Origin of the sequence: Streptococcus sp. HMSC062H02 (assembly GCF_001813005.1) — a bacterium.
Classification (GTDB): domain Bacteria; phylum Bacillota; class Bacilli; order Lactobacillales; family Streptococcaceae; genus Streptococcus; species Streptococcus oralis_S.
The window spans coordinates 140,110-162,872 of the sequence record NZ_KV811121.1; the positions used below are offsets into that span (position 1 = coordinate 140,110).

General features: G+C 41.9%; 14 protein-coding genes. 12 read left to right on the forward strand and 2 right to left on the reverse strand.

Annotated elements, in window-relative coordinates; genetic code table 11:
• The 5 genes from HMPREF2885_RS05495 to HMPREF2885_RS05515 all read left to right on the forward strand — a co-directional run.
• Positions 1-5,135 (forward strand): ZmpA/ZmpB/ZmpC family metallo-endopeptidase (locus tag HMPREF2885_RS05495; RefSeq protein WP_070657400.1); only part of this gene is annotated, 5,135 nt, incomplete at its 5' end.
• A 230-nt stretch (positions 5,136-5,365) separates the two neighbouring features.
• Complete coding sequence (locus HMPREF2885_RS05500) at positions 5,366-5,746, forward strand: hypothetical protein (protein WP_049501554.1); 381 nt, start codon at positions 5,366-5,368, stop codon at positions 5,744-5,746.
• Between the two features lie 234 nt (positions 5,747-5,980).
• The gene (locus HMPREF2885_RS05505; protein WP_049550458.1) at positions 5,981-11,545 is read left to right on the forward strand and encodes a ZmpA/ZmpB/ZmpC family metallo-endopeptidase; all 5,565 of its coding nucleotides are present in this window, start codon (positions 5,981-5,983) and stop codon (positions 11,543-11,545) included.
• A gap of 151 nt (positions 11,546-11,696) precedes the next feature.
• The gene (locus tag HMPREF2885_RS05510) at positions 11,697-12,077 is read left to right on the forward strand and encodes a hypothetical protein (RefSeq protein WP_049501556.1); all 381 of its coding nucleotides are present in this window, start codon (positions 11,697-11,699) and stop codon (positions 12,075-12,077) included.
• A 461-nt stretch (positions 12,078-12,538) separates the two neighbouring features.
• Complete coding sequence (locus HMPREF2885_RS05515; protein WP_000240130.1) at positions 12,539-13,231, forward strand: phosphoglycerate mutase; 693 nt, start codon at positions 12,539-12,541, stop codon at positions 13,229-13,231.
• A 123-nt stretch (positions 13,232-13,354) separates the two neighbouring features.
• Here the strand turns inward: HMPREF2885_RS05515 and HMPREF2885_RS05520 are convergent, their stop codons facing one another.
• Positions 13,355-13,927 carry a TetR/AcrR family transcriptional regulator gene (locus tag HMPREF2885_RS05520; protein ID WP_049501557.1) on the reverse strand — a complete coding sequence of 191 codons (573 nt, stop codon included), beginning with the start codon at positions 13,925-13,927 and terminating at the stop codon, positions 13,355-13,357.
• Positions 13,928-14,068: 141 nt separating this feature from the next.
• On the opposite strand from HMPREF2885_RS05520, the gene HMPREF2885_RS05525 reads away from it, so the two are divergent.
• The 7 genes from HMPREF2885_RS05525 to HMPREF2885_RS05555 all read left to right on the forward strand — a co-directional run bounded on the left by HMPREF2885_RS05525 (position 14,069) and on the right by HMPREF2885_RS05555 (position 21,905).
• Positions 14,069-14,770, forward strand: a complete 702-nt coding sequence (locus tag HMPREF2885_RS05525) for an ABC transporter ATP-binding protein (RefSeq protein WP_070657402.1) — start codon at positions 14,069-14,071, stop codon at positions 14,768-14,770.
• Position 14,771: 1 nt separating this feature from the next.
• The gene (locus HMPREF2885_RS05530) at positions 14,772-17,471 is read left to right on the forward strand and encodes an FtsX-like permease family protein (RefSeq protein ID WP_070657403.1); all 2,700 of its coding nucleotides are present in this window, start codon (positions 14,772-14,774) and stop codon (positions 17,469-17,471) included.
• A 144-nt stretch (positions 17,472-17,615) separates the two neighbouring features.
• Positions 17,616-17,885, forward strand: a complete 270-nt coding sequence (rpsO, locus tag HMPREF2885_RS05535; protein WP_001018251.1) for a 30S ribosomal protein S15 — start codon at positions 17,616-17,618, stop codon at positions 17,883-17,885.
• A 513-nt stretch (positions 17,886-18,398) separates the two neighbouring features.
• Positions 18,399-19,445: a FecCD family ABC transporter permease gene (locus HMPREF2885_RS05540; RefSeq protein ID WP_070657405.1), complete on the forward strand. Its 1,047-nt coding sequence runs from the start codon at positions 18,399-18,401 to the stop codon at positions 19,443-19,445.
• Between the two features lies 1 nt (position 19,446).
• A complete protein-coding gene (locus HMPREF2885_RS05545) occupies positions 19,447-20,202 on the forward strand; it encodes an ABC transporter ATP-binding protein (RefSeq protein WP_070657407.1) in 756 nt (251 codons plus the stop codon).
• 19 nt (positions 20,203-20,221) lie between these two features.
• On the forward strand, positions 20,222-21,232 hold the full coding sequence (locus tag HMPREF2885_RS05550; protein ID WP_070657409.1) for an ABC transporter substrate-binding protein: 1,011 nt from the start codon (positions 20,222-20,224) through the stop codon (positions 21,230-21,232).
• Positions 21,213-21,905, forward strand: a complete 693-nt coding sequence (locus HMPREF2885_RS05555; RefSeq protein ID WP_070657411.1) for an alpha/beta hydrolase-fold protein — start codon at positions 21,213-21,215, stop codon at positions 21,903-21,905. Before HMPREF2885_RS05550 ends, HMPREF2885_RS05555 begins: the two co-directional genes overlap by 20 nt.
• Before the next feature lie 42 nt (positions 21,906-21,947).
• On the opposite strand, the gene HMPREF2885_RS05560 is transcribed toward HMPREF2885_RS05555, so the two are convergent.
• Positions 21,948-22,697 (reverse strand): lysophospholipid acyltransferase family protein, encoded by a 750-nt coding sequence (locus tag HMPREF2885_RS05560; protein WP_070657413.1) that lies wholly within the window; start codon positions 22,695-22,697, stop codon positions 21,948-21,950.
• Positions 22,698-22,763 lie beyond the last annotated feature (66 nt).

Below are 22,763 nucleotides of genomic sequence, written 5' to 3' on the forward strand. Positions count from 1 at the left end.
CACCGAAAGCAGACGCTCTGCCAGAGTATCCACTGACTTATACAGATGAAACGCGCGTAGAGAAAATCAACTTTAGCATTCGTGAAGAAGAAACCGATGAGCTTGTTCGAGATGCTCGTCAAATCACAACTCCGGGTGTTCAAGGTGAGCGGACCATCAAGACTCGTGTTTACAGCTCTAACGGTCAAGAGGTTGACCGTCAAGAACTTTCGAATGAAGAAACCCTAGCTCCCGTAACGCAAATTGTTAAGGTCGGCACGGCTAAACCGACCATGGTACCGAACAATTCACCGAAAGCAGAGGCTCTGCCAGAGTATCCGTTGACTTATACTGACGAAACGCGCGTTGAAAAAATCAACTTTAGCATTCGTGAAGAAGAAACCGATGAGCTTGTTCGAGATGCCCGCCAAATTGCAACTCCGGGTGTCCAAGGCGAACGAACTATCAAGACTCGAGTCTACAGTTCCAATGGTCAGGAAATCGACCGCCAAGAGTTATCTAATGAAGAAACTTTGGCGCCCGTAACACAGATCGTCAAAGTCGGAACTGCTAAACCAAGCATGGTACCAAATGATGCACCGAAAGCAGACGCTTTAGAGGAGTTCGATTTAATTTCACTGCATAATCTCTTGGCAGAAGCGGATCAGATTAAAGCTCAGGCCCGTTATTTCAACGATAGTCAGAGTCATCAAGCTAACTATGATGCTGCTTTGACGGCTGGTCAAGCGATTCTGAGCCAATCCCAAGCCAGCCAAGCAGAAGTCAACCAACTGGTGGAACAAATCAATCAAGCCAAGGCTCAATTAAGTGGTCTTGAGGTTGTCAAAACTGCTCTTCAGACTGAGTACGATTTAAATCCAAGAGTTAAAACTTCGGTTAAATATAAGAATGCGGATTCAGAAAAGCAGACAGCTTATACTGACGAATTGACCAAGGCAGAGGGAGTTTTGAACAATCAGACTGCTACACAAGTACAGGTCAACCAAGCTCTTGTTAGCTTGACAGCAGCCAAAGAAGCTCTAAATGGAGTGCCTAAAGTCAAGCCGACTGTTTCAATTCTAAGTCTGACTGAGAATGCTGATGATAAGTCGGTGACAGTCCAATATAGATTGGAAGACCAGACCAAATCCTTCCGTTCAGCGACTGCAGAATTGTACCAGGGAGATCAGCTGGTTCGCACTCTTCCGATTACTAACTTTGCTGGTAGCTTGAAGATTGGCGACCTAGACTATTACACAGGCTACACTCTAAAAACCAAGTTGACTTATGAACTGGATAATGGTAGCTTTACTGAGTTTGAAACAGACAGTCGTAACTTTGAGCTAGAATACAAGAAGATTGCCTTCCGTGATATTGATTCCGTTGAGTTTTATCATAAAGAAAACGACCAATACAAGCGCTTTGTATCGATGAACTCTATGCCTACGGATCTGTCTACTTACTTCGTCAAGATCAAATCAAGCGAATCCAAGGAAATTCTCCTACCAGTTCACAGCATTTCTGAAGCAGAGAAAGATGGCAAGGCCGTCTATAAGCTTAATGTAACCCTTCCTGAACTCGTCCAAGAAAGTGAAGCGGGCTACAAGTCTGGGCACGACTTCTACATCAGTAAGGCAGTCCCTAGTCAGCAAAATGTCTATACTAGCTTTGCTGGATTGGTAGACGCTATGAAGCGAAATATGGCAGGAAATTATGTTCTGGGAGCTGATTTGGATGCGAGCGAGGTCAACCTAGCTCCTGCGGACTATGTCTATCTCAAAGGGAACTTCACCGGCAGTCTGACGGGTAGTCAAAATGGCAAGCAATATGCGATTTACAATCTAGCCAAGCCTTTATTTGAAAACCTCAAGAGTGGGTCTACCATTTCCAATATCGACTTTAAAGATGTGAATATCGTGGGTACCTATGACTCAGCAGCACTTGCACGCAATGCGGAGAATGCGCGAATCACAGATGTTTCTGTTCAGGGAAGAGTATCGGTAGTAGGCAACGCTTCTAACGTAGCGGGTCTTGTAGTTAATGGAACCAATACGAAAATTACCAATAGTTCCTTTACGGGAACTATCCTATCTAACAGTCAACACATCAAAGCTTATAATGTAGGTGGTTTGGTTGCAAGCCTTAAAGGAGGAGAATCTCTTCTTAGCCAAAGTAAAGCAGATGTAACGATTATTAGTGGTGCACGATCAAATGAACAACGTATCGGTGGTTTGGTCGGACGTCTAGAAAACAATGCTCGAATCACCAAATCTTATGTGACAGGAAAATTATATAATTCAACCACTAACGGTCAAATCGGTGGAGTGGTCGGCTCGAACTACTTTAATGGTTTGGTTGATAATGTGATCAGTAATGTTAGTGGTACAAATGTTTACAGTATTTCTGGGGATCAGGGCTATAAAAACGACCGCATTACGCAAGCATATAAAGTTGCCAAGAGTGAAACCTTGAAAAACGATCAGTTTATTACTTCTACTATTACTCAAGAAGAAATGGAAGAAAAACTGACTGCTATGGACATCACGACTAGCCTAGATGACACGAATCTAAATATGCGTTTTGTCGACTATGGTGAAGTAAACAATGCTCAATTTGACCGCGGATATTCTTACGCAAATATGGAGAAACTGCTTCCTTTCTACAATAAAGAAACCATTGTTTCGTTTGCTAACAAGATTCCGAAAGAGCATAAGTTGAACAAGGAGTACCTACTGGATGTTGTTCCGATGAAGGGTGACCAGATTATCACTGATATCCATAGCAATAAAACTGCAATCAATCGTTTGATGCTGCACTACATGGACAATACCATTGACTATCTAGAAATATCTTATCAGGGAGATTTCGTCAACCAGGGTATTGCTGAGTATAGGATGAAGGGATTAGACCTTCTTTATACTCCAGAAGCCTTCGTATCAGATTATACTAGCATTCTAAATCAAGTGTTGCCAGAGTTAAACAAGGTAGTTCTTGATTCGCCAGCTATGCGTACAGCTCTCGGAGTAGCCGCAGATACTTCTTTGGATGAACTATACTTAGACACTGCATTTACGCAAGTGAAAAGTAAGCTATCAGGTGAGCTTCGCAAAGTGCTGGCTATGGATAAGGCTATCAATACTGAAGGAGAAGTAGTTAAGGATTATCTTGTTAAGAAGATTCTTGCTGATAAAGAAGCTTTCCTATTGGGTCTGACTTACCTTAACCGTTGGTACAATATCAACTATGATACCTTTAATGTTAAGGACCTATCGGCTTACAAGATGGATTTCTACGGTAAAAATGACGTTTCGGTTCTTGATACAATCATTGCTTTAGGGAAATCAGGACTTGAGAATCTCAAGGCTAAGAACAACTATACAGCATATGATAATTCGCTCTCTGAAGCAACTGGCAAGCGAGGACTCTTCAATTACCTTGAAGGCTACCGTCAGCTCTTCCTACCATACAAGACCAATAATGAATGGCTCAAAACCAATACAAAAGCCTACATCGTTGAGGCTAAGTCCGATGTAGCAGAAGCGAGACAGCTTCAGGACGCAGCCGAGGGCAAGAGCAAGTACTCTGTCGGTGTTTATGACAAGATTACTGCAGATAATTGGGAACACAAGGGCATGCTCCTGCCACTCTTGACCATGACGGAGAAAGGTGTCTATGCTATCTCTAATATGTCTACCCTCTCTATGGGAGCTTATGATCGCTACCGCCTGGATGCCAATAACAGAGTGCGCACAGACGCAGAACTAGTTGAATATGTCGAAGACCGAGTGAGAAAAACAGCTGAATACCAGCGCGACCATTATGATTTCTGGTACAAGATTCTGAGTCCGGAAAGCAAAGACAAGCTCTTCCGTTCGGTTCTGGTTTACGATGGGTTCTTCTTGACTGACAAAGCGGGACAAAGCTATTGGGCACCAGCTAATGACAAAAAATCACAGGCTATGCAGGAATTCTTTGGACCAGCCGGCAAGTGGTATCCAAGCAAGGGCTACAATGCCTATGCGACGGGTAGTGTAACCCACTTTGATGCTGCTAAATTGTTGGAAGACTATGGTAACTCAGTTTACACGCATGAGATGACCCATAACTCTGACGGTGCTATTTACTTTGAAGGATATGGTCGTCGTGAGGGACTAGGTGCGGAACTCTATGCTCGCGGACTCTTGCAGTCTTCGCCAAGCCCAGATGAACCAACTATTACGCTCAATACTCTCTTCAAGGTGGACAAGGATTCTAAGACACGTATGCATACCTATAATTTCAAGGAACGCGTTCAAAATGCAGCAGACCTACAACACTATGTCCATGGTATGTTTGACATGATCTACACCTTGGACTATCTAGAAGGTACTTCTATGTTGAAGCAGAGCGATGCTGCCAAGTTACAGTGGTTCAGGAAGATGGAGAATTACTATATTACAGATAAGTATGGTAAGGAGACCCACGCAGGTAACCAGACGCGAAGCTTCACAGCTGAGGAAATCAAGCAGCTGAAGACCTTTGACTCCCTGATTGATAATGATGTGATCACTCGTCGGGAGAATAAAGAAAGTGGGAAATATGGTCGAAATGGCTACCTCAGCCTCAGCCTTTTCTCACCAATTTACTCAGCCTTGAGCAATCCAAATGGAGCACCTGGAGACGTTATGTTCCGTCGCACAGCCTATGAATTACTGGCAGCCAAGGGCTATCATGACGGATTTGTCCCTTATGTTTCTGGTCAGTACTCTCAGGAAGCCTTCGATGAAGGGAAGAAAACGTGGGACGGATGGTCTGGAAGAGATGTCGGTCTCGTGACAGACCAGAAAGTCTTGGAAAATGTATTTAAGGGTGAATACACCTCTTGGGCAGCCTTCAAGAAGGCCATGTACAAGGAGCGAATTGATCAGCTAACCAAGCTGAAGCCAATCACCATTGAGTACGAGCTTAAAAATCCAAACAGTACCAAGAAAGTAACCATTCGTTCTTATGCAGAGATGCAGCAGTTGATGGACGCAGCCGTGGCAGAGGATGTACGCAACATTACCAATGCTACTAGCCGTGTCGAAGCTAGCTGGGTTAACCTGCTCAAGAAGAAGATTTACAACGCTTATCTTCGTGAGACAGACGACTTCAGACAGTCTATCTTTGAAAGATAGACACGAAAAAAGAAGATCCAAGTGATCTTCTTTTTTTAGGTGAATGGCTTGCTTAGTACAAAAACGAATGAATTTACAAATAAATTGATACATGACCTATTTTTTACTCTAAATGTCTGTATAGAAATTGGAAATCATTCACCATCTAGTATACTCGTTTTGAAATTTATTTTGTTTTTCATGAAAATATGGTAAAATGATAGTTGTAAAAATTTTTTAAGGAGATTCGGATGAAAACAAAAACACTTGCTCGCGTAAATGCGATTTTTGGTCTTATTTCAGGTATCGTCTTGCTGTTGGCACCTCTTGTTATGTTTATGATAGCTGTCGGGGCTGCTGCGGCGACGGAGGACTCGGATGCAACAGTTGGTATATTGACGATTTTTTCAATCATTTTGGCATTGGTAAAAATTGCTGTCTTGGTTTTAGGAATTGTGTCTATTGTCTATTACAAGGACGATGAACGTGTGACCCCTGCACCGTCTGTTTTGTTTATCGTAGGTGGTTCTGTTGGATTGATCCCATTCTTGGGATGGGTAGGAGGAATTCTGACAATCATTGGTGGATCCCTCTATTTTGGACTTTTGAAAAAATTCGAGATTCAAGAATAATAACTTTTTGTTAGGAATATTTTCAAATAAGAGAAGGCGCTTAGCCTTCTTTTTTTGTTACCAAGCAGGGGTAGATTTGACAGGATAAATAAGCTTTAATAATCGTAAAATCTAAAGCATTTATTTGAGACAAGGAACTCTTTTTATAGTATAATGGTTGATGTAAAATACCTATATCAAAATATAATACTAGTTATTTTCTTGATAGAGGTTGAAAAGTTGAGAGGATATAGAATGAAAAAGTTTTTTGGAGAGAAGCAGCATCGTTTCTCCTTACGAAAATTAGCAATTGGACTTGTGTCAGCTTCGATTTCAAGCCTATTTTTTGTGTCCATTGCGAGCAGTGGTACTGTATTTGCCCAAGAAAATGTAGCTGTTCACTACAAGTATGTGACGGATACGGAGCTAAGTAGTCAAGAGAAAGACTTGATTGTAAAGGACATTCCGAAGATTGCTGAAGATAGTGAGAGCACTTATTATCTAGTCTACCGTATGGATGAGAAAGTCCAGCTAGGTCAGTTGCCCAATACAGGTGGGCAGAATAGCCTTACTAGTGTTTTAACTGGTGGAGCTCTAGCTTCAATTGGCCTTCTTATTTTTGTTGTATCCAAAAAGAAAGGCAAGAAGAAAGCCCTCTTGAATGTGATTTTGGTAACAGGGATGGGCAGCGGTTTGGTTTCTTCAGTTCAGGCTATCGAAAATCAACTTTTGCTCCAGTACAATCAAGAATACCAATTATCCCAAGGAGATAGTCTGCCTTTGCCACGTGCCTTATCAGGTTATACTTATCTAGGCTATATTAAGCAAGACAAAGAGATTAATCAGCAAGAAACTGCTGCTAGGGATCAGAAACTAGACTACACGGTTCAACCTCATTTCCAAACCAACGAAGGTGGACAAAAGGCAGGAGATGAGCAGAAAGCTCCATCTCCTACACTCCCTGCTGAAAAACCAATCCCTTCTCAAGATTCATCCAATCAACATCCGTCTGGTCTTGCTAGTGTGGATCCTCAGGATGAAGTCTTGGCTGGTCGCGTGAACAAACCAGAGCTCCTATACAAAGACCAAGAGATTGAAATCAAACTAGACTTTTCAGAAGTGGTTCAAGAAAATCCAGATCTAACAGAGGGAACCATCCATGTCAAACAAGAAGGTCGTGCTGGGAAGAAGATTGAACTTGTTCGCATTTTCACTGTTGAAAACCAAGAAATTTCTCGGGAAGTTCTCTCAACCAAAGTAGAAGAAGCCTTGCCACGTATAGTAGAGAAAGGGACTAAGAAGGCAGTAGCCGCGAGTGAAGCACCTCAGTCTACAAGAAAAGGAGAGCCTGAGACTCAGGCTCCATTACCAGAATATACAGGCGAGCAAGCGGGAGCGGTTGTAGACCCAGAGATAGCTGAAAAACCAGAATATACAGGCACCCAAGCAGGAGCAGTCGTTGAACCCGAGCAAGTCGCTCCACTACCTGAGTATCAGGGAACTCAAGCTGGTGCCATCGTTGAGCCGGAAAAAGTTGAGCCAGAGGTTGGGGGTGTCCAGTCAGGAGCTTTGGTGGAACCAGAAATAGCTGAGAAACCAGCCTATACAGGCGAGCAGTCTGGAGCAATCGTAGAACCTGAAGAGGTGCCACCAACACCAGAGTATAGGGGAACTCAAGCGGGAGCGATTGTAGCCCCAGAGACCAGCGAAAAACCAGAATATACAGATACGCAAGCAGGTGCGATTGTGGAACCTGAGACTCAATCTTCCTTACCAGAATATAAAGGTGAGCAGTCTGGTGCAATAGTAGCCCCAGAGACAACTGAAACACCAGAATATACAGGAACTCAAGCAGGAGCCATCGTTGAACCGGAACAAGTCGCTCCTCTTCCAGAATATACTGGCAATACCGAGCAAGTAAAACCGGAAGCTCCGACAGAAAAACCAAAAGAAAAAGACCCAGAGAAGACGCTTGAGCTAAGAAATGTTTCGGATCTGGAGTTGTATAGTCAGACCAATGGTACTTACAAACAACACGTTTCTTTAGACGGTGTTCCAAGTAATCCAGACACTTACTTTGTCAAGGTTAAATCTTCGTTGTTTAAAGATGTCTATCTACCAGTCGCTTCAATAACGGCTGAAACGAAAGATGGTCAGCCAGTTTATAAAATCACAGCCAAGGCTGAGAAACTCCAGCAAGAGCTAGAGAATAAATATGTCGACGATTTCACCTTCTACCTAGCTAAGAAGGCTAGAGAGGAAACGACAACCTTTACTTCCTTTAGCAACCTAGTCAAAGCTATCAACCAGAATCTCTCTGGAACCTATCATTTAGCAGCTAGTTTGAATGCCAACGAAGTGGAGTTAGATCCTGAAGCTAAATCCTACATCAAGGGCGCCTTTACTGGTCAGTTGATCGGTGAAAAAGATGGCAAGCAGTATGCTATTTACAACTTGAAAAAACCACTGTTCGAAACCTTGAGTAGCGCTACGGTAGAAAAATTGAGTCTGAAAAATGTCTCCATTTCAGGGAAAGATGCTATCGGTTCACTGGCCTATGAAGCCCAGAATGGCACAAAGATTAAACAAGTTCACGTTGATGGTGTTCTCGCCGGTGAACGTGGTATCGGTGGTTTGCTGGCAAAGGCTGAGCAATCAAGTATCACAGAGAGCAGTTTCAAGGGAAGAATTATCAACACTTATGAAACGACTGCTGCCTACAATATCGGTGGTCTGGTCGGTCATTTGACAGGTGACAAGGCTTTACTTACTAAGTCAAAAGCGACAGTGGCCATTTCATCCAACACAAATAGTTCAGATCAGACTGTGGGTGGTCTTGCAGGTCTAGTAGATCAGGATGCACAGATCCAAGATAGCTATGCTGAAGGCGATATTAACAATGCCAAGCACTTTGGTAGAGTCGCGGGAGTAGCAGGCTATTTGTGGGATCGAACTTCTAATCTAGAAAAGCATGCTGGAAGATTGACCAATGTTCTCAGTGATGTCAATGTAACCAACGGAAATGCCATTACCGGTTACCACTACAATGGAATGAAGGTGAAGGACACATTCAGCAGCAAGGCCAACAGAGTCTACAATGTCACCTTGGTCAAGGATGAGGTCGTCAGCAAGGAATCCTTTGAAGAAAGAGGAACAATGCTAGATGCTTCCCAGATTGAAAGCAAAAAAGCAGCAATCAATCCTCTAACTCTACCAATAGTGGAACCCCTCTCAACAAGTGGCAAAAAAGACAGTGATTTTTCTAAGGTGGCTCATTATCAAGCTAAGCGCGCCTTGGCTTATAAGAACATTGAAAAATTGCTACCTTTCTACAACAAGGCAACCATCGTCAAATACGGAAATCTGGTCAATGAGAACAGTCTCTTATATCAAAAAGAACTCTTGTCAGCAGTTATGATGAAGGATAACCAAGTCATCACAGATATTGTTTCTAACAAAGAGACTGCAAACAAACTCTTGCTTCACTACAAGGACCATTCATCTGAAAAGCTCGATCTCAAGTACCAGGCTGATTTTGCCAAATTAGCAGAATATAGTCTAGGAAATACTGGACTTCTCTATACGCCAAACCAATTCCTGTATGACCAAACCTCCATCATCAAGCAAGTCTTACCAGACTTACAAAAGGTTGCCTATCATTCAGAAGCCATCAGAAAGACGCTCGGTATTTCTCCAAACGTCAAGCAAACTGAGCTTTATCTAGAAGACCAGTTCGCCAAAACAAAACAACATCTGGAAGACAGTTTGAAAAAACTCTTGTCAGCTGATGCTGGACTTGCCGGTGACAATCCAGTCATCAAGGGCTATCTTGTAGATAAAATCAAGCACAACAAGGAAGCCTTGCTACTTGGCTTGACCTATCTGGAGCGTTGGTACAACTTCAGCTATGGTCAAGTGAATGTCAAAGACCTAGTTCTGTACCATCTGGACTTCTTTGGTAAGGGAAATGCTTCACCACTAGATACTCTGATTGAGTTGGGTAAATCTGGCTTTAACAATCTTCTAGCTAAGAATAATGTCGATACTTATGGTATCAGTCTTGCCAGTCATCATGGGACGACAGATTTATTTAGCACGTTAGAACATTACCGAAAGGTCTTTTTACCAGAGAAAAGCAACAATGACTGGTTTAAATCAGAGACTAAGGCTTACATCGTCGAAGAAAAATCTAATATTGAAGAAGTCAAAACTAAGCAAGGACAAGCTGGCACCAAGTATTCTATAGGTGTCTATGACCGCATTACTAGTGCCACATGGAAATACCGCAATATGGTCTTGCCTCTCCTAACCTTGCCAGAGAAATCAGTATTTGTCATCTCGACCATGTCCAGCCTTGGATTTGGAGCCTATGATCGCTACCGCAATAGCGAGCATAAAGCGGGCAAGGCTCTCAATGATTTTGTAGAAGAAAATGCGCGTGAAACAGCCAAACGTCAGCGTGATCACTACGATTATTGGTATCGTATTTTAGATAATGAGAGACGTGAAAAACTCTATCGTACCATCTTGCTTTATGATGCTTATAAGTTTGGGGATGACACAACCTCAGGAAAAGCTACAGTGGAGGCTAAGTTTGATAGCTCCAATCCAGCCATGAAGAATTTCTTTGGACCAGTTGGCAATAAGGTAGTACACAACCAGCATGGAGCCTACGCAACAGGGGATGGTGTCTACTATATGTCTTACCGTATGCTAGACAAGGATGGAGCCATTACTTATACCCATGAAATGACCCATGATTCGGATCAGGATATTTATCTTGGCGGCTATGGTCGAAGAAGTGGCTTGGGCCCAGAGTTCTTTGCAAAAGGCTTATTGCAAGCCCCTGACCAACCAAGTGACGCAACCATTACCATTAATTCTATCTTGAGACACTCAAAATCAGATAGTACAGAGGGCTCCCGTCTGCAAATCTTGGATCCGACAGAAAGATTCCAAAACGCAACAGATCTTCAGAACTATGTCCACAACATGTTTGATCTTATCTACATGCTGGAATACCTCGAAGGGCAATCAATCGTTAACAAGCTAAATGTTTACCAGAAAATGGCGGTTCTCAGAAAAATTGAGAACAAGTATGTGAAAGATCCAGTAGATGGCAATGAGGTATACGCTACTAACGTAGTCAAAGAATTGACAGAAGAAGAGGCCCAAAAACTAACTAACTTTGATAGTTTGATTGACCACAACATCTTGTCAGCTCGTGAGTACCAGTCTGGTGACTATGAACGAAATGGCTACTATACGATTAAACTCTTTGCCCCAATCTATTCAGCTCTCAGCAGTGAGAAAGGCACGCCAGGGGACCTTATGGGGCGTAGGATTGCTTACGAACTTTTGGCTGCCAAAGGCTTCAAGGATGGAATGGTACCTTATATCTCTAACCAATACGAAGAAGCTGCCAAACAAAAAGGTAAAACTATCAATCTCTATGGTAAAGAACGCGGATTGGTGACAGATGAACTTGTATTGGACAAGGTGTTTGAAGGCAAGTATGCATCTTGGGCTGCCTTTAAGAAAGCCATGTACAAAGAACGTGTGGATCAGTTTAAAAACTTGAAACAAGTGACCTTTAAAGATCCGACAAAACCATGGCCAAGCTATGCGACCAAGACCATCAATAGTGTGACTGAATTGCAAGCCCTCATGGACCAAGCTGTTCTCAAGGATGCTGTAAGTCCTCGTTGGAGCAACTATAATCCAGAGTATGACAGTGCCGTTCATAAGTTGAAGAGAGCAATCTTTAAGGCCTATCTTGACCAAACAAACGACTTCAGAACCTCTATTTTTAAGAAATAAGGGTTGGAAAATGAAAAGGGAGGATCGACAGATCTTCTCTTTTTATGTTCGGCTGTCTGAAAGCTGGTAGGGGATTTGTTTGTGACGGAGAAGGTCTTTTGTTTCTGGGGGAAATATGGTAGAATGATAGCTACGAGAGAAGGAGGTTTTTATGGAGAGAGATAGATTGGTTCGACTCAATTGGAGACTGGGCATGGTGGCAGGAGTGACCTTACTTTTGGGACCTGTTCTACGATTTTTGCTATCCTATACTGGGGCCATCATCTATAAAGATCCTTCAAAAATGCTGGTCGTCACGGTTACCTTTTCCCTGCTCCTGACATTTTTTAAGATTTTGATGATTGCATTAGGAACCTTTATGCTAATCTATTTCGAAGAAGACCAACAACTTCGAATGCTGCCATCTATTTTATTTATCATTGGTGGCGTGCTGGGATTTCTTTCAGCGACCGAGTGGATAGGAGGATTTCTAATCATTAAAGGCGCTGTTTCTTTTTCTAAATTTTTGAAAGAAGTCTGTGGCCTTGTCTGATAGTCTAGTGAAACAATCCGTTTGAGGGTTGTTTTTTTATTTAAAGAATTACCTGGCGAAAGAATATGTTAGTAAAATGCTTTTTTTATAAGAAAACATGATGTAATACAACTTGAAAAAATAAAAGGAGAATATTATGAAACAATCTTTCATTACATCTTGTCAGTGTGGTAGTATTTGAAAAGCTAATCTTGAAAATTGCAAAGAAACAATTGAAGGTCTAATTCATAATCGTTACAATGATACTAATATAACTAAGAATACTGATCGTTTAATTGATGCTTTAAATAACAAATAATTGCAATCGTTTCTTGATTGAATATCGCGAATTAATAATAACTAGATGAGAGGACACTGTTCTCTCTTTTTAGTTGATTTTAACTAGCTTTTTTGTGAAAAATTGTGTAAAATAGAATAGATAAACGAGGGAAACCTCGAAAAATAAAAGGAGAATCCATCTAATGGTAAAATTGGTTTTTGCTCGCCACGGTGAGTCTGAATGGAACAAAGCTAACCTTTTCACTGGTTGGGCTGATGTTGATTTGTCTGAAAAAGGTACACAACAAGCGATTGACGCTGGTAAATTGATCAAAGAAGCTGGTATCGAATTTGACCAAGCTTACACTTCAGTATTGAAACGTGCGATCAAAACAACAAACTTGGCTCTTGAAGCTTCTGACCAATTGTGGGTTCCAGTTGAAAAATCATGGCGCTTGAACGAACGTCACTACGGTGGTTTGACTGGTAAAAACAAAGCTGAAGCTGCGGAACAATTTGGTGATGAGCAAGTTCACATCTGGCGTCGTTCATACGATGTATTGCCTCCAAACATGGACCGTGATGATGAGCATTCAGCTCACACTGACCGTCGTTACGCTTCACTTGACGACTCAGTTATCCCAGATGCTGAAAACTTGAAAGTGACTTTGGAACGTGCCCTTCCATTCTGGGAAGACAAAATCGCTCCAGCACTTAAAGATGGTAAAAATGTATTCGTAGGAGCTCACGGTAACTCAATCCGTGCCCTTGTAAAACACATCAAACGCTTGTCAGATGACGAAATCATGGACGTGGAAATCCCTAACTTCCCACCATTGGTATTCGAATTTGACGAAAAATTGAACGTAGTTTCTGAATACTACCTTGGAAAATAATTTATAAACAGAAAGCCTAGGATTCCTAGGCTTTTTTGTATCTAAGTTAAAAAAAGGCAATTTAGCTAATTGAAAAAGTATAAAATGAGAGGAAGCAGTTTATACTGTAGTGGGGTGGATGAATTAATCTTCTTTTGATTCGTAGCGCCAATGTTCGTAGTTATAGGTTGATAAGATTATATCCGTGATTTCTTCCGGTTCTTCTTGAGCTCCCTCAGCAATCCAAAGAGAAATAATTCCTTCAATACTTGATAAGAAGATTTCCAAAGCGTATTTGTGAGGAATTTGGAAGTTTTCAGATAAGAAATGACGAGTCTTTTCTTTTTGATCTTCAGTTAGAATAATGCTACTTAGAAATTCACGAATTGCACCACGAAAGTCTATGTAATGACTTTGGGACAAGGCGTTAATAAGGCGTTCGTTCGAACGTAATATATAGAAGTTGGCTAACATAAACTTTCTAGGCGATTCTCTTTCTTTTTCTAAAAAAATGTAGAGCTGGGAAATAATTTCACTTTTAAAACTGTCAATCATTTGATATTTGTCTTCATAGTGTAGATAGAAAGTTCCCCTATTAATTCCTGCCCGTTTACAGAGTTTACTAATTGATATATTTTCAAATTTATCCTCTGATAGCAGCTGAATCAAAGCTTCTTTGATGTCTTCCTTAGTAGTAGTTTTTCGTTTCTGAACCATTTTATCTTCCTTCTTCTTAAATCAACACTTTGTTGATTTTTGATTATTGCTTTTTGACTTAGCCCATTATATAATATTTGTGATTTAGAATCAACATCTTGTTGATTTAAGAAAACGAGCTTTGAAAAGGAGATAAACGATATGGCTTATATTGAAATGAAACACAGCTACAAGCGTTATCAGGTTGGGGATACGGAGATTGTGGCTAATCGTGATGTGAATTTTGAAATTGAAAAGGGGGAACTGGTCATTATCCTTGGTGCTTCTGGTGCTGGAAAATCAACGGTTCTCAATCTCCTAGGAGGTATGGATACCAATGATGAGGGAGAGATTTGGATTGATGGTGCCAATATTGCCAACTATAGTTCGCACCAACGAACAAACTATCGTCGTGAAGATGTAGGCTTTGTTTTTCAATTTTACAATCTGGTCTCCAATCTGACAGCCAAGGAAAATGTGGAATTGGCCTCAGAAATCGTGACAGATGCCTTGGATCCAGAGCAGGTTTTGACAGATGTAGGGCTAGGTCATCGCCTCAATAACTTTCCAGCCCAGCTTTCTGGAGGGGAGCAACAGCGAGTCTCCATTGCACGCGCTGTAGCTAAGAATCCTAAAATTCTCCTTTGTGATGAACCGACAGGTGCCTTGGATTACCAGACAGGGAAGCAAGTCTTGAAAATTCTCCAAGACATGTCTCGTCAAAAAGGAACGACGGTGATTATCGTGACCCACAATGGCGCGCTAGCCCCTATTGCAGATCGCGTGATTCATATGCGTGATGCCACGGTTAAGAGTGTGACGATTAATGAGCATCCACAGGATATCGATATATTGGAGTATTAGCATGAAAAAAACATATCGGAAAGACCTATTTCAGTCAGTGACGACTTCAAAGGGACGCTTTGTTTCTATCTTGACCTTGATGATGCTGGGTTCTTTAGCCCTAGTAGGTCTTAAAGTAGCCAGTCCAAACATGGAACGCACGGCAGGGGATTATCTCCGTAAAGCCAATACCCTGGATCTGGCCGTAATAGCTGATTATGGCTTGGACAAAGAAGACCAAGACGAACTAAAGACCCTTCAAGGAGCAAGTGTTGAGTTTGGCTATATGGCAGACCTAACCGTTGAAAATGGTGAGGAAGCAGTTCGACTTTATTCCAAACCAGAGAGCATTTCAACCTTTCAAGTGACAGAAGGGCGACTGCCAGAAGCTGATGAGGAAATTGCCTTAGCTGATTTCTGGAAAGACCGCTATCAGATTGGGCAGACCATTACCTTTACTAAGAAAGAAGAAAAGTCCATCGTAAAATCCCAAACTTTTACAATTACTGGATTTGTTCAGTCGGGTGAGATTCTTTCTAAAGAAGATTTAGGAAGTGCTAGTAGTGGAAATGGAAGCTTGGCTGGCTATGGAGTGATTTTACCAAGTCAGTTTGACTCAGATGTTTATAGTATTGCGCGTGTGCGCTATGATGATTTAAAAAACCTGGATGCTTTTTCATCAGACTATAGGACCAAACGAACCCAACATCAGGAAGAGTTGCAAGATTTGCTAGCCGATAATGGTCAAAAAAGATTGGCAGGTATCAAAGTAAATGGGCAAAAGAGCTTGGAAGAGGGGAAAGAACAGCTCCAAACTGCTGAAAGCAACTTTCAAAATGGCAAGAGTCAGTTAGAGCAGGCCGAAAGTCGCTTGAAAACGCAAGAAGAACAAGCGACCGCTTTACCAGAACCGCAAAAGAGTCAAATCAAGGGACATCTGACAAAAGCTAAGGAAGAACTGGCGACTAAAAAAGAAAAACTGGCTCAGACAGAGAGTGATCTAACTAAGGAAAAAGAGAAGCTTGAACAGCGTCAGAAAGAGCTTGATGAACTGGCAGAGCCGAAATACCACGTATACAATCGCCAAACCATACCAGGCGGACAAGGTTACCTCATGTACAGCAATGTATCAACAAGTATCCGTTCTATCGGCAATATTTTCCCAGTGGTGCTATATATGGTCGCTGCGATGGTGACCTTTACAACGATGACTCGCTTTGTAGACGAAGAGCGCACCAATGCAGGCATTTTCAAGGCCTTGGGTTACCGCAACCGAGATATTGTTGCCAAGTTTGTCCTCTATGGTTTTCTTGCAGGAACTGTGGGAACCCTTATAGGAACACTTCTTGGACATTATCTTCTTGCAGGGGTGATTTCAGATGTTATAACAGCTGGGATGGTTGTTGGAAAAAGTCACGAGTATTTCTATTGGTCTTATAGTCTCCTTGCCCTAGCTTTAAGTTGGGTATCCAGCGTTTTGCCGGCTTATCTGGTAGCGCGGAGGGAATTACACGATGAAGCAGCCCAACTCTTACTTCCCAAACCTCCCGTTAAGGGATCAAAGATTTTGCTGGAACGCCTGAGCTTTATTTGGAGTCGTTTGAGTTTTACTCATAAGGTTACGGCAAGAAATATCTTTCGTTATAAGCAACGGATGTTGATGACCATTTTTGGAGTTGCAGGTTCAGTTGCTCTCCTATTTGCAGGTCTTGGCATTCAGTCATCTGTGGGAGGAGTTGTCGAGCGCCAATTTGAACAAATCCAGCAATACCAGATGATTGTAGCGGAAAAGAGCAGTGCGAGTGAGCAAGAAAAAGCAGATTTAGAAACCGCCTTGCAGGCTGAATCTATCTATGCTTATCAAAAGATTTACTCTAAATCCATTGAAAAAGATTTCAAAGGAAAAGCAGGACTTCAAACCATCACTATGATGGTTACTAGTGGAGAAGACTTTAAGCCTTTTATCATATTAGAGGAAAATGGGCGAGAGGTGCAGGTCACCGATGGAGCGGTCGTGAGTCAAAAATTAGCCCAACTAGCAGGTGTTACGGTTGGAGATGAGCTAGAGCTTGATGGGAAGGAAATCAAGGTCGCGGCTATTTCTGAAAACTACGTTGGACACTTTGTTTATCTCAAACGAGCGACTTACGAACAAGTCTATGGACCCAGTCCGCAAGACAATACCTACCTAGTAAAATTAAAAGACCCAACACCTTCCAATACGGAGAAAGAAGCGGCTATTTTCATGGAAAAAGCTACTGTTTCTGGGGTCGTCCAAAATGCAACGGCTATCCACCTCTTTGAATCTGTAGCCAATTCTCTCAATAAAACCATGGCAATCCTTGTCCTTGTTTCCGTCTTACTAGCCATTGTCATTCTTTACAATCTCACGAATATCAATGTGGCAGAACGTATCCGCGAACTTTCCACTATTAAGGTTCTCGGTTTCCACAATAAAGAAGTGACCCTCTATATCTACCGCGAGACTATGGTGCTGTCCCTTGTGGGGATTGTTCTCGGTTTGGTAGCTGGCCACTATTTACATCAATTTTTGATTCAAATGATTTCACCTGCCACCATACTTTTTTATCCACAAGTTAGCTGGGAAGTCTATGCGCTTCCAATCGTCGCAGTGACTGTAATCTTAGCCTTATTAGGCCTATTTGTCAATCACCACTTGAGAAAAGTGGATATGCTCGAAGCCCTGAAATCAGTAGAGTAATTCACGGGTTTAAACAGTAAATCAGTTGACAAAGTCTCTGCTTCTTGGTAGAATAAGAACTGTCGTAAAGACAAATAACTTCTTCTTGGTTACAGGCATGCCAACCTGTCACTCGGATGAAGCCAAATAAAAAGGAGAAAAATCATGGCAATCTCAAAAGAGAAAAAAAATGAAATCATCGCACAATATGCACGTCACGAAGGTGATACAGGTTCAGTAGAGGTTCAAGTTGCTGTCCTTACTTGGGAAATCAACCACCTTAACGAACACATCAAACAACACAAAAAAGACCACGCTACTTACCGTGGATTGATGAAGAAAATCGGTCGCCGTCGTAACTTGCTTGCATACTTGCGTAAAAACGACGTTAACCGTTACCGTGAGTTAATCAACTCTCTCGGACTTCGTCGTTAATCTTGCGTCTAAAACGTTTCTATACTTCGTTGTCTTCGCCTCAATGTACCATCAGTACAATCTTCGGCTTGTCGCCTAGTCTATAAACGTTTTATCCAGCAAGAATAAAGCTCTCTGATTTCAGAGGGCTTTTTGTTTTTATCCGCTTGCTTAGGCCGTGTTCAATTGAGCATATCTTGATAATGAAGCTACTCTAAATTGGGTAGCTTTTTTACTTTTTTCACCCTACCTCGATATACTCAAGTATTATCTTCGGTTACGGTTCCTAGCACTGTAAGCTAAAATAAACCAGATCATCTCTCTTCGGGGAGATTTTTTATTTTCACTAGTTTTATAGTACAATCTTCGGCTTGTCGCCTAGTCTATAAACGTTTTAGCCCGAGCTCAAATCAGCTCTCTGACTTCAGAGGGCTTTTTCTATATATGTCTCTATCCTTGTCCATCTAATAGAAATATGGTATACTTTTTATGAGAATTTTCTAAATTTTTAAGATTCTATCAAAGGAGGTTTGCATGCTTTCCAAATTTTCTGGAAGCCGACGGGACCTGCAATTTGTGTTGTTTTTAGGTATTTTGCTAAGTGTTTTAGGAATTTCCCTCTTTCTAGCAGTTTCTATGGGATCCGTTGCGATTGATCTAGGAGATACCTATCGGATCATTTTGAGCAAATTGGGATTTCCTCTTGAGATAGGAGAGGTTTCCAAATCTACTCTTGTCATTGTATGGAATATGAGATTCCCCCGAGTATTGTTAGGTCTGATAGTTGGGGCTGGTCTTTCTATGTGTGGTAGCGTGATGCAGTCCACAGTGAACAATCCCATCGCAGAGCCTTATGTCTTAGGAATTTCTGCGGGTGCAACTCTAGGGGCAACCTTGAGCATCATTCTTGGTTTAAAATTAGTGATTAGCCTTGGAGCTTTTCTTGGAGCTATTTTGGCAACCATTGCTGTCCTCATCATTGCCTCTATGCAGGGAAGGATGACGACTTCTAGTCTGATCTTATCAGGAACGGTGGTCAATGCTCTCTTTCTGGCATTTTCCAACTTTATTATCTCAGTTGGCGCTAATGCGGACAGTGTGATGACCATTAAGTTTTGGACCATGGGTTCGCTTGCTGGAACTACCTGGTCTGACTTGGTTCTGCCAACTATAGTAGTAGGAATGGCTTTTCTATTTTTCTCTACCCAGTATCGTGTTTTTAATGCGATGATGATGGGAGATGAGGCTGCTTTAACGTTGGGAATTCCCTTACGCTTCTATTGGTATCTTTATGTGACCATGGTGGCTGTGCTGACAGCTGTCTTAGTGGCAACTTGTGGGATTATTGGATTTGTCGGTCTGATTACTCCTCACTTAGCTCGAGGGTTAGTAGGAACGAATTACAGGAGGCTTTTTCCCATTGCAACCTTGCTGGGTGCCCTCTTTGTCATCTGGGCAGATGTACTCTCTCGTATCATCATTCCAAACGCAGAGCTGCCTATTGGTATTTTCACAGCCTTAGTAGGTGCTCCCTTCTTTATCTACATTGTTGGAGGTAGGCGAAGGGAGGTGAGGGCCTGATATGGACTTGATTTGTCAGGATGTCCACTTTGGACTAGGAGAGAAAAAAATCCTCAAAGGAGTTTCTCTTACGGTTGAGGGACATCAATTCCACACGATATTAGGGCCAAATGGAAGTGGAAAAACCAGCCTGCTTAAACTCCTCTATCGTCAGGAAAAGGCGGACAAAGGCTTGATAATACTAGATGGAAAGCCACTGGAGCATTGGTCACTCAAAGAAACAGCCAAGCAAATGGCAGTTGTAACCCAGTTTAATCAATTGCAGTTTGATTGTACAGTTGAGGAAATCGTCTTGCTGGGAAGAACTCCCCACCTCTCTTTTCTACAGAAGGAAAAGGAAAGAGATTATGTCCTCGTTCAAGATGCTCTCGTCAAGGTGGATATGCTTGAGAAGAAAACTCGTCTCTATTCGTCTCTGTCAGGGGGGGAGAAACAACGAGTCTTATTAGCCCGCGCCTTAGCGCAAGAACCGACTCTCTTGCTCCTGGACGAACCAACCAATCACCTGGATATCAAGTATCAGCTAGACTTGTTGGCCATTGTGAAGAATCTCAAGGTCAATGTTCTAGTTGTCCTACATGACATTCAACTTGCTTGTCGCTATTCGGATTATCTCTATCTGATGAAAGAGGGAGAAATCCTTTACCAAGGAACTCCAAAGGAGACCATCACCCCTGAGTCATTGCAAACTGTATATGGAGTTCAAAGTCAGGTGACTTGGACCGAGGATCAGCAAGCTATGATTCACTATTTATAAGAATGAAAAGGAAAACAAGATGAAAAAAACACTAAGCATTTTACTCGTAACAGTAGCTACCCTAACCATGGCAGCTTGTGGCAACACTACTACAGAAAAAGCTACCACGCAGTCTAGCACAGAAACAAGTCAAAAGGCCAGCACAGAGACGACTTATCCGTTAACGGTTAAAACCTATGATGTTAAGGGAAATGAAGTCGAACAAGTCTTTGACAAGGCACCTGAAAAAGTTATCACCAACAATCTTTCAACCACTGAAATCTTATTGGAGTTAGGCTTGAAGGATAAAATTGCTGGCATGCTCAACCCTGACAATGCTGTAACAGACAAATACAAGGACGCGATTGCGACCATTCCTCAAATCGGTGATAAAAAAACAGTCTCTCAAGAGACAGTCCTTTCTTATGAGCCAGATGCGGTGATGGGTCGAAACATGATGTTTTCTGAAAAATCCTTGGGGACAGTTAACACTTGGAATGAAAACAAAATCCCAGTCTATACGCAAAAAGCTTCTCTCTCAACGATTCAGCAAGATTTGGGAAATATTGTAGAAGACGTTAAAAATCTTGGAATGATTTTCAATGTTCAGGACAAGGCTAATGCATACGCAGCCCAATTACAAGCTAAAATTGACGCTGTTAAGAAAGCAAACCCAGCAAGCCAAGGTGAAAAGAAAAAGGCTTTGATTATGGTTGCTTATAATGACGAAACCTTTGGTGCTTACAAGTCTGCTTTGCAAGAAAGCCTACTAAATCAACTTGGTTATACCAATGTCGCAACGGGAACATCAGGCTTGACCTTGGAAAATCTCGTGTCAATGGATCCTGAGTTGATTATCTATGTGACCAGCGACCGCAATAAAAAATTGGATGCCAATGCAGTAGAGTTGATGAAGGCAAATGAAGTTTTAGAAAACGTTCCTGCAATTAAGAATCAAAAAATCATGACCATTTCTTACGATGAGTTGATGGACTATGGTCCAGCAGTGATTGATTCCCTTGAGAAAATCAATGACTTTATCAATAAATAATGAGTTTGATTGGGAAGGGATCCAAGTCAAGGTCAGCCTTCCTTCAACCTATGATCCCAATCAAATCTATCCAGCGATTCTCTTGAATGATGGAAACTTGAATTTTCTATCTTCCCTTTCAGAATCTGTGATTTTAGTGGGTTTGACTTCTGAAAATCGCCTAGATGACTACACTCCATGGAAGGCATCTGCTCTGAGAGATGGAGCTCCAGATTTTGGCGGTCAGGCGAAGGCCTATCATGGTCATTTATTTGGAGGTCTTTTAGACAGGTTGCAGTCGCTTTATCGCCTGGACAAAAATCGCCTTGCCTATGGAGGATACTCATTAGGTGGTTTGGCGGCAGTATACAGTCTTTTCTATTTTGACAAGGTCTCCTGTATCTTCTCTATCTGTGGTTCCTTTTGGTTTCCTGATTTTGTTTCTTTCTGTAAGGAAGAAAAGGTGAAAAATTTGGACTGTTTGCTGTATTTACAGAATGGTCAAACAGAAGGAGCCCATCATACCAATCGCTTGGCTCAAGCACCAGTCTACGCTGAGCAGATCCATACCAGTCTTCAGCAACGATATCCGACTGGTCAGTTTGTCTTTGATCCTTATGGACATCATGAGCAAGTGGCTGAGCGCTTTCTAGCCTTTTCCTGCTGGTTGGCCCAAAAATGGAAAATCGAATAAAAGAATTATCCCTTGGCTTTTGCCAAGGGATAATTGTATTTTTTAACCAAGAGACTCTCTCTTCTTATCTGGATTCCAGATAAAACTTGCGAAGAAGGTAAAGATAATCGTTAGGATACCAACAATCACAGCAAGGAAGAGGGCAGGGATGCGGACAAACCACCAGAGTGGATTTGGTTTTTTATCATTGTGCCATTGCTTGGTTTCTTCGTCTAAACGTTGGAATTCTGCTTGGATACGGTCTGCAACCATTTCAATCCCTTCATCATTCATTTTCTTGATGTCTGAGATATCGATAGGATTTCCAAAGTTCATATCCACACGTTCACGGCTAACCAAACCTTTTAAGGTCATGGGACCTGTGTAGGTGACCGGCATGATACGTACCTTGGCCATTTTGGCAATCAAGGCAACTCCACCCTTGACATCGTTTGAGTGACGGCTCCCGCTTGGGAACATGATGAGAGAGCGGTCGCTTTTTTTGAGGACGTTGATAGGGTACTTGATGGCAGAGGCATTAGGTTTTTCTCGGTCGATAGGAAAGGCGCCACACATACGGATCCACCAGCCAAAGATACGGTTGTTAAACAGTTCTTTTTTGGCCATAAAGATGAACTGTTTTGGCTTGGTCGCAAAAGCCATATATACAGGATCCCACCAAGTACGATGAGGAGCGACGAGGATATAGTTTTCGTCTCGGCTAGGGATTTTATCAGTATTGTGATAGTGGGCATTGCCATTGATGGACCACAAGATCAGCATGACTAGTCCACGCAAATAAGTATAAAACATGAGATCTCCTTCGATTGTATTGCTTTTATTATTATACCTTATCAAAAGACTACTGGCAAACTTTTT

What these genes read in the sequence shown, in the direction of transcription:
- HMPREF2885_RS05500 (WP_049501554.1), top strand. Translation starts at nt 5,366, where the DNA reads ATGAAAACAAAAACACTTGCTCGCGTAAATGCGATTTTTGGTCTTATT.
- HMPREF2885_RS05505 (WP_049550458.1), top strand. Translation starts at nt 5,981, where the DNA reads ATGAAAAAGTTTTTTGGAGAGAAGCAGCATCGTTTCTCCTTACGAAAA.
- HMPREF2885_RS05510 (WP_049501556.1), top strand. Translation starts at nt 11,697, where the DNA reads ATGGAGAGAGATAGATTGGTTCGACTCAATTGGAGACTGGGCATGGTG.
- HMPREF2885_RS05515 (WP_000240130.1), top strand. Translation starts at nt 12,539, where the DNA reads ATGGTAAAATTGGTTTTTGCTCGCCACGGTGAGTCTGAATGGAACAAA.
- HMPREF2885_RS05520 (WP_049501557.1), bottom strand. Translation starts at nt 13,927, where the DNA reads ATGGTTCAGAAACGAAAAACTACTACTAAGGAAGACATCAAAGAAGCT.
- HMPREF2885_RS05525 (WP_070657402.1), top strand. Translation starts at nt 14,069, where the DNA reads ATGGCTTATATTGAAATGAAACACAGCTACAAGCGTTATCAGGTTGGG.
- HMPREF2885_RS05530 (WP_070657403.1), top strand. Translation starts at nt 14,772, where the DNA reads ATGAAAAAAACATATCGGAAAGACCTATTTCAGTCAGTGACGACTTCA.
- rpsO (WP_001018251.1), top strand. Translation starts at nt 17,616, where the DNA reads ATGGCAATCTCAAAAGAGAAAAAAAATGAAATCATCGCACAATATGCA.
- HMPREF2885_RS05540 (WP_070657405.1), top strand. Translation starts at nt 18,399, where the DNA reads ATGCTTTCCAAATTTTCTGGAAGCCGACGGGACCTGCAATTTGTGTTG.
- HMPREF2885_RS05545 (WP_070657407.1), top strand. Translation starts at nt 19,447, where the DNA reads ATGGACTTGATTTGTCAGGATGTCCACTTTGGACTAGGAGAGAAAAAA.
- HMPREF2885_RS05550 (WP_070657409.1), top strand. Translation starts at nt 20,222, where the DNA reads ATGAAAAAAACACTAAGCATTTTACTCGTAACAGTAGCTACCCTAACC.
- HMPREF2885_RS05555 (WP_070657411.1), top strand. Translation starts at nt 21,213, where the DNA reads ATGACTTTATCAATAAATAATGAGTTTGATTGGGAAGGGATCCAAGTC.
- HMPREF2885_RS05560 (WP_070657413.1), bottom strand. Translation starts at nt 22,697, where the DNA reads ATGTTTTATACTTATTTGCGTGGACTAGTCATGCTGATCTTGTGGTCC.